The following is a 13,995-nucleotide window of genomic DNA, read 5'->3' as shown; positions in this document are numbered from 1 at the left end:
ATAGTGAACGCCCCCCATTCCCTCCAGAATATCCCGTTTACACAGGAATTAAGTCATGAACTTTTTACATAACAATCTCTACATGTTCACTTAACGTTATACTTTTCATTTCTTGCATCTTTGATCACTCCCTTCCAGCTTAATCCGAAGCCAAAGTTGTAGACGTTCCCTTCACTGTCTCTATAACACTCCATATCAAACGGCACATCCTCCTGTTGCTTCTCCACAGTGCTCATATTTGCAGGCATTTGCACAGGCAGTAACCCTGAGGGTTCCTTTTTACCTGATATGATATCTAGAGCAGCCTGATTAGACACGCCGAAATGCAGCACAATCCCGTTCACCTCTCTCTCAAATTCTGCAAATACCATTGGCTTTGTCGCGTTCACAACTACTATCACCGGCTTACCTCTCATCATAGCTTTCGTATCGAGTATAGTACGCAGATCCATAGTATTGGCTGCTGTCACAGACTTCCCTTTATAGGAACGATTGGTAATAGTCGGATCAATTACAGGATCACCGGCTGCGATACTTTGTGCACGCGCATCTGTCGCTGTATAGGTGCCATACTGCAGGGTTACGGGAATGTATCCGTTTCCACCAGCTCTTCTGTCTGACAGACTATATCCTCCATCTGCACTAACAGGGCTATTCACAAACACAATAGCGAGATCCGCCTTTGCAGGATCTTCTGTGATGTCGTAATATTTCTTTACAAGGTTCGTATCTACAGGGTAATCCAGTCTGGGTTGCGTCATATTGCCCCACCAGTCCTTTCCTGCAGGCGTGTATATTTTAGGGACATATACTATTTTACGCGCTGTTACAGGAAGCACATGTTGCTGATTTTTCAGTAGTATGACAGACCGTACCTGTGCGTCATAACCTGCTTTCATAAAGTCAGCATTGCCTACCACCGCCTTACTTTGCGAAGGAACCAGGTAAGGATTCTCAAATAATCCTACACGGAATATATTCTCAAGAATGCGTGCAGCTGACAATTCAAACCGGTCACGCATGAACTTCTTACCATGTTCCTTCACACCTATCTCATAAGCGGCGAGTACAGGTTTGATATCATTGTTGCCACCAAACTGATCTACTCCCGCCATCAACACATTATAATGCCGCTGATTAACACTGATCGCTTCCGCACCCCATGGTTTACCGGCAAAGATATCGGGGGTCGGCCCTTCGTCGTGTGTCACCATCCAGTCGGTACAAACCACCCCATTATAATTATACTTTTTCCTTAGCTGTTCTGTGATCAGATATTGACTATAGGCATTTGCTACGTTCTGTCCGTTAGGATCCTGTCCGTAAGAGATGGTGTAATAAGGCATTACAGCAGCCGCCTTGCTGGTTTTACCCTGTAGTTTGAAAGCCCCTTCAGTAAATACGGAAATATGTGTATTCAGATTATTACCCGGATAAACTGCAAACTTACCATAGGCCCAGTGTCCGTCCCGTCCACCCTCTTCCGGTCCACCACCCGGCCAGTGTTTGACCATACAATTCACGCTTTGATATCCCCAACCGTCACTGATCTCATCCAGCCCTGATGAAGTCTGAAATCCGTCGATATAAGCCCTGGCCATATCGGTAGCAAGCGCCGGACTTTCACCCAGGGTATATGCGATGCGGTACCAGCGGGGTTCAGTACCCAGGTCCACCTGTGGCGATAGTGCTGTGGTCAGGCCCAATGCCCGGTATTCCCTTGCTGCAATATTCCCAAACTGCCTGACCGTTTCAGCGTCGAAGGTTGCTGCCATGGCCAGTCCGTCAGGCCACATAGATATTTCTCCTCCGGCGCCTTCATTAAATTCAGTTGTAGCAGCAGCGGTATGGCGCGGATCAGTACAGTTATTGGCCGGTATACCCAGTCCAATTCCCTCTACATATGCCTGTACATTGTTATTCCATCGTGCAGCCACTTCTGCGTCCTGCACCCTTGTTATCAGTACATGGCGAAGATTATCTTCTTTCAGAAATTTCTTTTGCTGATCGGTAAGGTCATAAGGCCTTGCCGTCCTGCTATTGGCAAAGGTGACGCCATTATACGTCCCCATCCTGAAGCCATTTTCTGCTGCAGGGATCATTTGATGGGCACTATATAGCATCAATCCGGCGATCTGCTCCACACTCATTTTTGTTGTCAGGTCCCTGGCCCGCTCCTTTGGAGACAAACGCCAGTCCTCATACCGGTCTAGCCGGCCATTACGGTTCAGATCCTTGAATTTCAGACCATTTGCAGTGATGATCTTGATACCGGACGCAGGAGAATAACCAAGCGATGCCCCGTTGGCATTCTTTACAATAATATGATTTTCAGTTGTTTGCGCCTGCACCTGTAACAGGCAGGTCAGAGAGACTATCGTAAGAAATCTCCTTTTCATTTTTAGCTGTTTAGGGTTGAATAAATTCGGCATTTGTGGTAGGCCCCCTATTGGCATCACCCGCACTACAGCAAAGATTCGAGCTGTCATGTTACGGTATTTCTATCATTAACGTGTACTGTCAGCCAATACATCCCTATTGGTAATATGTCTGGCAGGATACCAGGTGAATCTCATTATAAGGCGTGCTGACAGTATTTTCCGGATGGGGAAAATATCTTTTCATTGTTCACTATTTCGATATGTGGAATAAGTCTAACGTCTCTTTACTACAAAGGATATAAGCGTTAATATGACACTTGTCCTCCTATTGCTTTATTTCAAAGCAATGATAGGAAAAAGGAAAATACCAGACAACTATTTTTTAATTTGGGATCAGTATGGACTGTAGTCAGCAAAGGGTTAACCTCACCTGCTCAACATGAAAAACTTGTAAATTTGGCACACGATGACACTTGATGAATTGTTAAAAGACCGGAGTGAAGAAGCGAAAAGTACCTATCTCTCACATATCTCCATTGACTGTGTTGTATTCGGTTTCGACAATGGCACTATCAAGGTACTACTGGTACGCATGAAAGGGAAACGCCACTGGATGCTTCCAGGAGGATTCGTGGAGAATCACGAAGACATAGACGATGCCGCTATCCGCATATTAACAGCCAGAACAGGGGCTGACAAAGTCTACCTGCAGCAGTTTGCCACCTTTGGTAAAAAAGACCGCTCACAGGCCTTTTTTAAGCAGTCGCCGGCACTATGGCATGCGCAGCGTTTCATTTCCATTGGCTACTTTGCTATGGTTGACTTTAACCAGGTCATTCCGGTGGCTGATGATATATCTGACAAATGTGAATGGCTGCCATTACAGGAACTTCCAGCACTAGCTATGGACCATAGTACCATTCTCAGCAAAGCATTAAAGACACTCCAGACGCAGGTGAACTACCAGCCTATCGGATTGAACCTGCTCCCCCAGGAGTTCACCCTTCCTGAGTTGCAGAAGCTATATGAGTCGATATTGGGAAGAACCCTGAACCGGGGAAACTTCTACCGGAAGATCATGGCGCTGGACATTCTGGAAAAGCTGGATGAGCCTAGAAAAGGTGGTGCTCATAAGGCGCCGAACCTTTATAGTTTCAATGTAAAAAAGTATAACGAGGCATTCGAAAACGGGATCTATGACAGATGGTAATATGTCATTAAAAGCTACGAACCGCCATTACAATTGTTATAATCAGCAGTGCTGTTCCTGCCAGTAGCAGGAATTTGTTCCCTGCTGCATCCTGTATCAGTAACCCCAGATCAAGCACAAAAAGGTACAACCCTGTACCAGCAAGCGTGTACATTTTAGTGAGGTCATATCCACCCCCACCCATGCCGGATACAGCGTCGATCCTGTCCCTGATAACAAATACGTATAACAGTAAAAGAGCCGGTAATGCGAGCAGTATGATTTTAATAAGATAGGAGGCTTTTATCATAGCAACAGATATCGTTGGATGATAAAAATAATGAAAGTATGCCAATGTCAGATACTCAGGGAGCAGTCTGCCCGGTATATCCGCAGTAATTACCAGGCTTTAGCCTTTGTCATACACGACGTCTTTGTGATGGATATTTGTCTTTGTGGCGATGCATATTACATTGTAGAATGTGGTGCTATGAATGGAGCCGGCTTTTATAAAGCGAATATTGAAAGCATTGTTCAACATGTATCTGCATACTTTATTCACCAGTAAACGATTCACACATTATACACTATCTTCGGCCCATTAATAACCGGCAAGCCGGTATTAATATTTAAACACTTTAATTCATCTGTATGAAACTCCGTTTTAGCTGGTTCTATTTTATCCTTACCATTCTGATCTTCGTCACAGAAGTACTGATTGCTCTTTATGTACATGATGGCTTTGTTCGTCCCTATGTAGGAGACTTCCTGGTTGTCATCCTGTTATATTGTTTTGTATGCAGCTTTGTGCAGGCACCTGTATTACCTGTAGCAATAGCAGTACTGGCATTTTCCTACCTTATTGAAGCGCTACAATATCTGAATTTTGTACAGCTGATAGGACTCGGACATTCACGGGTAGCTAATATTGTTTTCGGGAATTACTTTTCCTGGAGTGATATACTCTCGTATACACTGGGTATTATATTTGTCATAATAATGGAGAAAATAAATCCGCAGAGGCGGGTTGGCTACGCGAAATAATCTCCGTTGTTATAAAAACAGCAAAGGCTTTGAAATAGTACTTCAAAGCCTTTGCTGTTTTATAGTATATATTTCACTGACTATTTCTTTTCCAGTAAGGCTTTCAATGCATCCTTAACGGTAGGCAAATGTGTACAGATCCTGGGGTCCATGATATTACCTCCAAATCCAACTTTTTCATCTGAAGCGGTTTTTTCCAGCGCTTCTAATTTCTTTTTCAGTTTGTTCGTATGCAGATCCTTCAGTGATAAAAGACACATCACCTGCAAAAACCCTGGTTGGGTAGTGTCAGCCACCACATGATAAAGTGCCTCTTTCGCATTGTCGGTATCACTGGCATGCAGTGCACGGGCCGCAGATATCTGGTTATGAGGGTTAGCCGTATCTTTCAGAAAGGTGATCAACTGTGCATCATATCCCGGCAAACGAAGATGATAAATGCTTTCCATTACTACATGCTGCATAAAGAAAGTGGCAGCGCCTTCGTCGGAGAGTTCGGCAGGCTTCTTTGCCAGGTATTCATTTGCCAGTCCCGTGATGTACGCCTTATCATATGCCTGACCGTGATAGTTATCAAATATCGCTTTCATTGTGTTCTCATATACATCAAACGGAACAGAAGCCATATGATAACTGTGTCGGTAAGTAGCTATCACTTTGCCATCGGACACATATGCGAAACCGCTGGTGGGCGTAGCAATGGAGTATACGCCGAGGCTATCTTCCTTGAGAAAAAAGAAACAACTATCGGCCTGTTCTATATTGAAATGTGGGCCATGACCAGAAGAGCTGCAGATATCAAGCAGATAAAATCCTGCGATCTGAACGCTATCTTTAACTTCTTTACCTCCAAGGGTTTTGATGATGCTGATCTTCACTATATCATCATCCCCTGATACAACTTTAGCCAACACGAACGAAGTGGCTTTTTTCATTACAAGATCAGCCCATGGCTCATCCCAGGTCAGGGCGTAAGAGCGGGTACAAAAGAAGCAAACAAACAGGAGCAAAAATGAACTACGCATAGGGATTGTTTTAGAAAGAGATTTATAGTAGGATAAATATACGATGCATCAGGAATAACTACTCAACCTCTTTATTCGTATAGAGAGGAAAGACTATTATCCAACCAGTTGCAACCAGATTAGCTATTTTAGCTATAACTTTTATCCAAAGTTATATTCATTGCAATCAGTAAACAACACAGAAGAGTACAAAATCACCTATCCGCCAGACACCTTAAAAACCTTTACGATGGAAGCATATGAGTGGATAGACAACCTGCATTTCACCATTAAGCCAGCGGAATGTTTGCGCAATGCAGAGAAATGTCAGCATCGCAAGAGAACTATTTTTGGATGCCGGCTGGGATGGAGACGGAAACATAGAACTCATGTGGATCCCTCCTTTTGTGCCTGATCTTATCTTTTAGGCAAATCTTCCACAATGAAATCTATCCACTGGCTCTCGGGAAGCCTGATAGGCACATCCGGAGTAAACCCTGTTTGATCAATAGGCTGAGTATCAGTCCAGCTTGACTTGATAATAGGTATCGTCAGAATAAACTTATTATATGGCAATGTTGTCGGATTAGACATTCCTTCATAATCCATCATACCGATAGTATTTGCCCCATAAGTGGTGACCCTCGGACATTGATGGGTGAGGGAAATAAAATACTCGGTTGAACTACCACAAAAGCCATCAACTATCACGGCCACTTTTTCTGGTCGTTTGGCTACAGCGTCAAGGGGAAAGGTAACAGCCGGAATTGGATAGAACTTTTCCTTTGTTACAGGCAGCTCTGTATAGGCTTTTTTATAGGCGTTCAACACCTCATCAGGAAAATACTTTTTATATTCAGCATCAATGGGATTTTTAACAAAGTATTCCAGGTCGGGTAATTTGCGTTTAATGTTATCAGGTGTTACGCGTATCAACGCAGGTCGTTGAACGATCGGATTCGTCATAATATAGGGTAGAAAATAGATCCATCCCGTATTGCCGCCACCATTACCTCTCAAGTCTACGATAAGATATTTTGTATTCCTGATGGTGGAATCACTTGCAGTTACCAGTTGCTGAATCTTGCTGTCATTGTTGTAAAAGCTTGGGATCCTTAAATAACTTACTTCAGTATTTAGTTGCTTGAATGCGAGCCCATAATTATTACTCTTCCAGGCAGAAAGCTCTTCATGCTCTTCCTTCGTCATTTTTTGCGGAGATACTTTACCCCATAACGTGTGGTTCCAGAGACGTAATAGATTCCCGGTCTGTTTAGCTGGAAAGTCCGTACTGACAAACCCGTCATATTTTTTAACTATATATTGATCTCCATTGGGTATAAGCCTGAAATAGACAAAGCCTTTAGGAAAACTATCGGTGGATGATTCGCACCTGATCGCTTCGAAAGTACCGTCAGTGGCTTTTTGAATGGCAATCTTAGTAGCACTGTCCGGGCTTATCCAAATTCCTTCAATTGGTAAAACCGGCTTTCCCGAATAACTGGTAACCGCACTATCGAAATCCTTTGTGTTCGTATAGGAGATGATAAAATGCTTGTCCTTAAAAAATCTTACATACTCGTGGATAAGATAGTAACATTGCTTAGGGTCATTTGCTACCAGCGCTTTCGACCGTAGGTTTGAAACCAGTTTTTTATAACTGGCATTCACTTTTGCCGGGTAACCAGCATAATTGAGTTCCGTTTCCTTAATCGTTTTGTTCAAATTATCCAGGCAATTACATGTTTCGGTTTGTGCCTTTACTATCGATGTTATTAGCAGCAAAGAAAATGCTAATGCCAGTTGGTGGAATAGTGTTCTTTTCATAATTCGATACAATGCATTACAGGGTGGAATTATTCAAGTATCTTCAAGTGAGAGGGTAAAATAGTGCAATATTTATAAAGTCTCAAATTATTGGCTTCTATACCTCAAAATGAAAAACTAACAAACCCGAGCAATTAAAAAGGAATTTATCCCTTTATCTGAAAATTTATAGCAAAGATTGGAGCAGGTAAAAATTTTGCAGGAGCAGAATATGTATCGGATTGGTATTTGAGAAATGTTGCTATCAAATAACTATTCACAATACTGTTCAAAATCTGGCCTGATATTCTCAAGATCTAGTATTATCCATCTTTTAAATGCAGTGAAAGCAGACGAGGAACGCAAATGCCTTATAATATCATTCTTTACAACTACTTTTTCCTCTTCTGTATAAGTTTCATCATAATACCTAAACAACAGATCATTAAAGGTCCTGATTTCTTTAAGTAAAAGACTCCGGAGATTTCCCGCTTCTATTGTCTTTAATGTCGTAGTACCATTATAGACAGCATTTAAAAGGGTGATTGTATTTCTTACAGCCTCTGTATTATCAATCGGCTCAAAGGTTGCTTTTTCCTTCGGATATGGCTTAATCTGATATCTTATTTTTCTATCCACCTCATGCAATTTGTTAGTTACATTGAGGATATTATCGAACTGAGCTTGTGCTAACTTAATATTATTACAATGTGCACAAGCATAGAACAGATTATCCCAATCAAATTCCAAATCGCGATTGCCTTTGTGTGGAGTGAAGTGTTCTACATTGATCGTTGTAGGCTCACGCTGTTCACAGATATAACATTTGTTATAGAAATCCTTTTTAATAGCATGAAGAACATCATCACATCTATATGTTCCAGAAGCTTTTGCTTTCTCATGTGCTAGACAAGGTGGTGCAGGCTGGGACTTAGCGGCGAAAATCATTGATTCTTCTTATTATTAAGCTTTTTTAATTGAATTTGTTGAATTTTTACAGCTAATTCATCGGCTAAGAATTTGGGGATATCTTCAATATACCTTTTTAGTTCTTGCAATTGAATTTTCTCACTATCGTTCAATGAATTCATGGCCATCAAGCGTTCATATTCCTGCATCTTATTCTTTAAAACAGTGGAATATTTATCTGCTTCAAAATAGCTTTCAATCAATGTATCATAAGAATAACCTGATAGATCATCTGTAACAATCTTCTTCTCCAGATCACAGATAATAGTATTCTCTATTGAGCTTAGAACAAAAGGAGAATGCGTTGTTACAATGAATTGTATCTTTGGGAAAAACGAAGTTAAAAATGGTAGTATTTTTTTTTGAAGCTCTATATGAAGGTGAGTTTCAATTTCATCTATCAAAACTATTCCTTCGATATCATAGTTCCTAGTACCTCTGTTATCCATTCTGAGAATCAACTCAGTTATAATGCTTAAAATTGCCGAGTAACCATCTGATAATTGATTCAAGGTATAGGGCTCTTTCCCTTTTTCAATTACATTAAAATTATAGTTTTTTCTATCAAAGGATAATTGAATACTTGGATCACCAAATAGTTCAGCTAGCGCCTTCTCAAAATTAGAAAACCACGAATCAACTTTTTTCACCTCTTCTAGTTCATTTTCATCTCTTGCAAAAGACATATCGGCTTTTAAGTTCACGATATACTGAATAAATTCCTTTGCAACCCTTTCATCAAAAGTGTATTGATCTTTTAAAGTAATCTTATTTATTCCAACAGGTTGATTAAAAGACGTTAATCTTTTGGAATCAAAATATGTAACTATAAATTTACCTGTCCTAAGGCTTTCAACTATTTTCCTTTGACGACCACTGAAGTCTAAGGAAACTCCATTTATTGCCCCCTTAAAGTTTATGTAATTACCTTGTATATCTGTGGCAGTAATATTTTCACTTAGAATTTCGTTCAAATAGAGCTTTATAGCAATTAATAGTGACGTTTTACCGCTACCATTTCGGCCCGTAATAATTAAATGTTTTCGTTCATCACTGGAAAGAGGAATCTGAAGTTGCTTTATGTTGCGGACTTCATCAATATTTATAGAGGTAACGAAGATATTACTCATGTTAACAAAAGTATAAGCCAATATAAACAAAAAAGGCTTTCTATATGAAAGCCTTTTTACCAGTGTAGCGAGATCGAGAGTTGAACTCGAGACCTCAGGGTTATGAATCCTGCGCTCTAACCGCCTGAGCTACCTCGCCATTTCCCGTCTGTTATCTCAAAACGGGAGTGCAAAGATAATGGACAATTTTTAATAACCAAAAAAATTTGAGTAATATTTTAATACGACAACAATTCCTCAATCGCAGCCGCCACCTTTGCCGGGTTTGGCAACATTGCATTCTCCAGAATGAGATTGATCGGAACCGCTGGCAGATCAAGTGCGCCAAGTGTAAATACCGGCGCATCGAGCGACTTAAAGCATGCCCGTTGAATACGGCCAGCCAATGCCTGTGTAAAGGAATTATTCAGCTGTTCCTCGGTCAACACCAGGCACTTCCCATGTTTCTTCACGGTTGCATAGATCAATTCCTCATCCAGCGGAAAAAGTGTACGCAGATCAATGATCTCTATCTGTCCGGGGAATTGTGCGGCGGCAGCCTGTGCCCAGTAGACACCCATGCCGTAAGTGATGATACAGACAGTATCGCCTTTCTTAACATCACGGGGGTGCGCCTGTTGTACAACTCTTCCTTTGCCGAGAGGCAGTACATAATCCGCATCCGGTTCAACAGTAATAGCGCCTTGTGTACCCGGCACTTTACTCCAGTAAAGCCCTTTATGTTCCAGCATGACCACCGGATTAGGATCAAGGAAAGCCGCTTTCATCAGCCCTTTCATATCAGCAGCATTGGAAGGATATACTACTTTGATACCTTTGATCGTCAGCAAAGTGGACTCCACGCTACCGGAATGGTAAGGTCCGCCGCCACCATAGGCACCAATAGGTACACGTATGAGTGTCTGTATGGGGAACTTCCCATTGCTCAGGTAACAGGATTTGGAAATTTCTGTCACCAGCTGATTAAAACCAGGGTACAGATAGTCAGCAAACTGGATCTCTACTATGGGTTTTACCCCCACAGCTGAAAGGCCGGCAGTCGAACCAACGATATAGGCTTCCTGGATAGCGGTATTGTATACCCTGTTATCACCAAATTTTTCAGCCAATGTAGCTGCTTCGCGGAATACACCACCAAGGCGGCGCCCTACATCCTGTCCGAAAAAGATGGCTTCCGGAAACTCATGAAGGATCTCTTCCACTGCATGTAATGCAGCATCCACCATCATGACCTTGTTACCGTTGGCGGGCATTCTGTTACCTTTTTCGACGGTAACTGCCGCTGGGGCAAAAATATGGTCTGCTACAGTATCAGCGGTCGGCTCAAAAGCTTCTTTTGCCCTGTCAAATTCGAGATTGATATATTTGGAGGTATCTGACTCTATTGCTAAAAGATCTTTCTCTTCAACGCCTATTTCCAGCAACCGCTGACGCAGTCGTGGCAGAGGGTCTTTCTCACCATGCAACGCAAGATCCTGTTCTGTGCGGTACCACTCTTTTCTCACACCAGAAGTATGGTGCCCTAACAAGGGTACACATGCATGCACCAGCATCGGCTTACGCTCCTGCCGTACATAGCTGATGGCAGCCCCCATCGCGTGAAAGCACTCTTCAAAGTTACTACCATCCACACGCATACGTTCCAGGCCTTTAAAGCCCGCGGCGTACTCATATGCGTCCATTACGCGGGTTTCCTCCGAACTGGCGGAAATACCCCATTCATTATCCTGTACCAGGTAAATAACGGGCAATTCCCACAAGATGGCACTTTGCCATGCCTCGCTTACCTCACCCTCTGTTACACTGCCGTCTCCGAGTGAACAAAGCACCACTGGTAACTCACCTTTTGGTCCGGTCTTTAACAATGGCGACCCGGCCTTTTCCAGGTACCGGATACCCTGTGCCATACCAGTAGCTGGCACGACCTGCATGCCTGTAGCACTACTCTGATGCGGGATAATTGGTTTCTCCGGGTCGAGACTGCTTGGATGAGAATAATAGGAACGCCCGCCTGATGCAGGATCATCCCGTTTAGCCAGCAACTGTAACATCAGTTCGTAGGGAGTGAACCCCATGGCAAGTAACATACTATCATCACGGTAATAAGGGCAGGCATAATCCCAGGACTGCAGTTGCATACCTGTCGCAATCTGTATGGCCTCATGACCGCGGGAAGTGGAATGTACATATTTACAGATACTGCGGTTCGCTTCATAGGTGGCCGCCATATGGCCCGCCTGTTGCATGAAACGGTATGCTTTGAGTAGTGTCACCTGTTTGCCGGAAGACCGCTCCTTACCGGGAACAGCAGCTTTAAAAGTTGGAACACTTATACTATCTTTAAACACGTAAGGATTGTTTTGGATGTTTAACTTAAATTAGTTGCTACTGCAACTATTGCTATTGCAAATTAATAATTATGACTGATACTTTTGTAAGCAATCCGTCTTTTTTTAAGCTGGACGCTACTTTAAAAAGGATAAGGAATTACTGGCAAAAAACGTTCGATGCTCACAAAAAGGACATTACTGTAGACCAGTGGCTACTTATCGAAAACCTGTATAAGCATAAGAAGATCACACATAATGAGCTAGCCCGACTGACTTCGAAAGATATTACTACGGTATCCCGTATTATCGAACTGCTGGTAAAAAAAGAACTGGTGGTAAGGGAAGGTTCTCCACAGGACCGCAGAAAGGTATTTCTGCAGCTGACACCCAAAGGCGCAGATAAATACAAAGATGTCCGTCCGCTGGTACTCGACATGCGTAAAACGGGATGGGCGGGACTAACAGAAAACGACTATGTTGAGTTAACAAGAATATTAGACGCGATCTACCATAACATACCCTGACAATCGCGCCTTGCGCTTACCGATCATTCCCAACTATGAGACGCTGCCTCTGAAGCACCTGATTAAAATAGACAATCTGCCAGCTTAACGCCCTTTCTCATCTGTTCTTCCGGATATACGGTTTTTGCACTTTCGCACGGGTTGCGACTGGTAAGTCATGCCCATACCTTTCATGCGATAAAGGCATGGAAATAAAAACGCGCCGGATGCCATGATAGCATCCGGCGCGTCAGGTATTGCGCACATACCCTTATTTAATCATAAACTCGAGCATGCTGTCATTTTCAATAAATGCTTCCAGTGAATCACCGATTTCCACCGGTCCTACACCTGCCGGCGTACCGGTAAATACCAGATCTCCGATGTTCAGGGTGAAATACCTGGAAATGTAAGCTATCAGGAAATCAAACGAAAACAGCAGGTCCTTGGTGTTGCCCTGTTGTACGATCTCTTTGTTCTTGTACAGACAAAAGTTAATGTCCTTCTTGTCCAGCTCTGGCGTAATAGGCATAAATTGTCCTACTACAGCTGAATTATCAAATGCTTTTGCAATCTCCCATGGCAAACCTTTCTGCTTTTGTTTATCCTGCAGGTCACGTGCGGTGAAATCAATTCCAATACCTATCTGATCGTAATATTTATCAGCAAATTTCTCCTGGATATGTTTACCATTCTTACTGATGCGCAGTACCAGTTCACATTCATAATGGAGGTTATCTGTGAACTCCGGGTAATAGAATGGGTGATTATTCTGCAACAATGCATTCTTGGGCTTCATGAAAATCACTGGTTCGGTTGGCACCTCATTTTTCAGTTCCTTTGCATGATCAGCATAATTTCTTCCAACACAAATAATTTTCATGACAGGTGTTTCTTGGTTTTAAGGTTAAAAGAACGGATCATATCAGTTGTTCGGATTTTATTTATCGTACGGATAACTCAGCGTATTGTAGACATTCATCGTGCGTGGCAGGCCAATTGATGCAAAACTTTCTATCACTTCCACACATTTACCCAACTTCGCCATTACGACTGCCCATTCTTCATTTGTCCATCTGCCAAGTACAAAATCCACCTGCTTTCCGCGAGGGAAGTTATTACCAATACCAAAGCGCAAACGTGGATACTGATTAGTTCCAAGCAATTCCTGGATACTTTTCAGGCCATTCTGTCCGGCATCGCTGCCGCCAGCCCGGAGACGGATGACTTCCAATGGTAATGCCAGATCATCTACTAATACCAGTATATTTTCAAGAGGCACTTTCTCCTTGTCCATCCAGTATTTCACGGCCTTACCACTAAGATTCATGTATGTGGTAGGTTTAATCACCACAAATATGCGGCCTTTCCATTTCACCTCAGCGACATCTGCCAGACGATCTGCCCTATAGGAACCGCCATGTTTGCTTACAAATGCGTCAGCTATATCAAAGCCTATATTATGCCGGGTTTGCTGATATTCACTCCCTATATTACCTAATCCTACTATCAGGTATTTCATCGCATTATTGTTTTAATTGCCATGCTTTTGTATCACAAAGGCTCCCATATATACGAAGCCAAAGTACAATGCAGGGCAAAAATAGAAAAAGTCCCATCCCGGACGAGCCGGAATGGG

12 protein-coding genes and 1 tRNA gene are annotated in these 13,995 nt (G+C 42.6%); 3 read left to right on the top strand and 10 right to left on the bottom strand.

The genetic code is table 11. The annotated features are described in order from the left end of the window. Positions 1-86: 86 nt before the first annotated feature. Positions 87-2,399, bottom strand: coding sequence for a glycoside hydrolase family 3 N-terminal domain-containing protein (locus tag GWR21_RS23210; RefSeq protein WP_162334032.1), 2,313 nt, complete (start codon positions 2,397-2,399; stop codon positions 87-89). A gap of 448 nt (positions 2,400-2,847) precedes the next feature. Between GWR21_RS23210 and GWR21_RS23205 the strand changes: the two genes are divergently transcribed. Beyond that, entirely contained in the window at positions 2,848-3,591 is a 744-nt protein-coding gene (locus tag GWR21_RS23205) for an NUDIX hydrolase (protein ID WP_162334031.1), read from the top strand. 7 nt (positions 3,592-3,598) lie between these two features. Here GWR21_RS23205 and GWR21_RS23200 read toward each other — a convergent pair whose 3' ends face one another. Next, positions 3,599-3,880 carry a hypothetical protein gene (locus GWR21_RS23200; RefSeq protein ID WP_162334030.1) on the bottom strand — a complete coding sequence of 94 codons (282 nt, stop codon included), beginning with the start codon at positions 3,878-3,880 and terminating at the stop codon, positions 3,599-3,601. Between the two features lie 341 nt (positions 3,881-4,221). Here GWR21_RS23200 and GWR21_RS23195 point away from each other — a divergent pair, with 341 nt between their 5' ends. Beyond that, positions 4,222-4,614, top strand: coding sequence for a ribosomal maturation YjgA family protein (locus GWR21_RS23195; RefSeq protein WP_162334029.1), 393 nt, complete (start codon positions 4,222-4,224; stop codon positions 4,612-4,614). Between the two features lie 80 nt (positions 4,615-4,694). On the opposite strand, the gene GWR21_RS23190 is transcribed toward GWR21_RS23195, so the two are convergent. From GWR21_RS23190 to GWR21_RS23165, 6 genes are all read right to left on the bottom strand, one after another. Continuing rightward, the gene (locus tag GWR21_RS23190; RefSeq protein ID WP_162334028.1) at positions 4,695-5,639 is read right to left on the bottom strand and encodes a hypothetical protein; all 945 of its coding nucleotides are present in this window, start codon (positions 5,637-5,639) and stop codon (positions 4,695-4,697) included. A 396-nt stretch (positions 5,640-6,035) separates the two neighbouring features. Then, on the bottom strand, positions 6,036-7,445 hold the full coding sequence (locus GWR21_RS23185; RefSeq protein WP_162334027.1) for a S41 family peptidase: 1,410 nt from the start codon (positions 7,443-7,445) through the stop codon (positions 6,036-6,038). A 252-nt stretch (positions 7,446-7,697) separates the two neighbouring features. Next, a complete protein-coding gene (locus GWR21_RS23180) occupies positions 7,698-8,372 on the bottom strand; it encodes an HNH endonuclease (RefSeq protein ID WP_162334026.1) in 675 nt (224 codons plus the stop codon). Continuing rightward, positions 8,369-9,523 (bottom strand): AAA family ATPase, encoded by a 1,155-nt coding sequence (locus tag GWR21_RS23175; protein WP_162334025.1) that lies wholly within the window; start codon positions 9,521-9,523, stop codon positions 8,369-8,371. The genes GWR21_RS23180 and GWR21_RS23175 overlap by 4 nt, the downstream gene beginning before the upstream one ends. Before the next feature lie 65 nt (positions 9,524-9,588). Continuing rightward, positions 9,589-9,662 (bottom strand) — tRNA-Met (locus GWR21_RS23170). A 79-nt stretch (positions 9,663-9,741) separates the two neighbouring features. Continuing rightward, positions 9,742-11,871, bottom strand: coding sequence for an alpha-ketoacid dehydrogenase subunit alpha/beta (locus GWR21_RS23165; protein WP_238429963.1), 2,130 nt, complete (start codon positions 11,869-11,871; stop codon positions 9,742-9,744). 71 nt (positions 11,872-11,942) lie between these two features. Between GWR21_RS23165 and GWR21_RS23160 the strand changes: the two genes are divergently transcribed. Beyond that, positions 11,943-12,377 carry a MarR family winged helix-turn-helix transcriptional regulator gene (locus GWR21_RS23160; RefSeq protein ID WP_162334024.1) on the top strand — a complete coding sequence of 145 codons (435 nt, stop codon included), beginning with the start codon at positions 11,943-11,945 and terminating at the stop codon, positions 12,375-12,377. 250 nt (positions 12,378-12,627) lie between these two features. Here GWR21_RS23160 and GWR21_RS23155 read toward each other — a convergent pair whose 3' ends face one another. Both GWR21_RS23155 and pth read right to left on the bottom strand, forming a co-directional pair. Next, on the bottom strand, positions 12,628-13,239 hold the full coding sequence (locus tag GWR21_RS23155; RefSeq protein WP_162334023.1) for a fumarylacetoacetate hydrolase family protein: 612 nt from the start codon (positions 13,237-13,239) through the stop codon (positions 12,628-12,630). A 57-nt stretch (positions 13,240-13,296) separates the two neighbouring features. After that, positions 13,297-13,878, bottom strand: a complete 582-nt coding sequence (pth, locus tag GWR21_RS23150; RefSeq protein ID WP_162334022.1) for an aminoacyl-tRNA hydrolase — start codon at positions 13,876-13,878, stop codon at positions 13,297-13,299. Between the last annotated feature and the right edge of the window lie 117 nt (positions 13,879-13,995).

This window comes from Chitinophaga agri (assembly GCF_010093065.1).
Taxonomy (GTDB): domain Bacteria; phylum Bacteroidota; class Bacteroidia; order Chitinophagales; family Chitinophagaceae; genus Chitinophaga; species Chitinophaga agri.
This window is presented reverse-complemented; position numbering and strand designations above follow the sequence as displayed.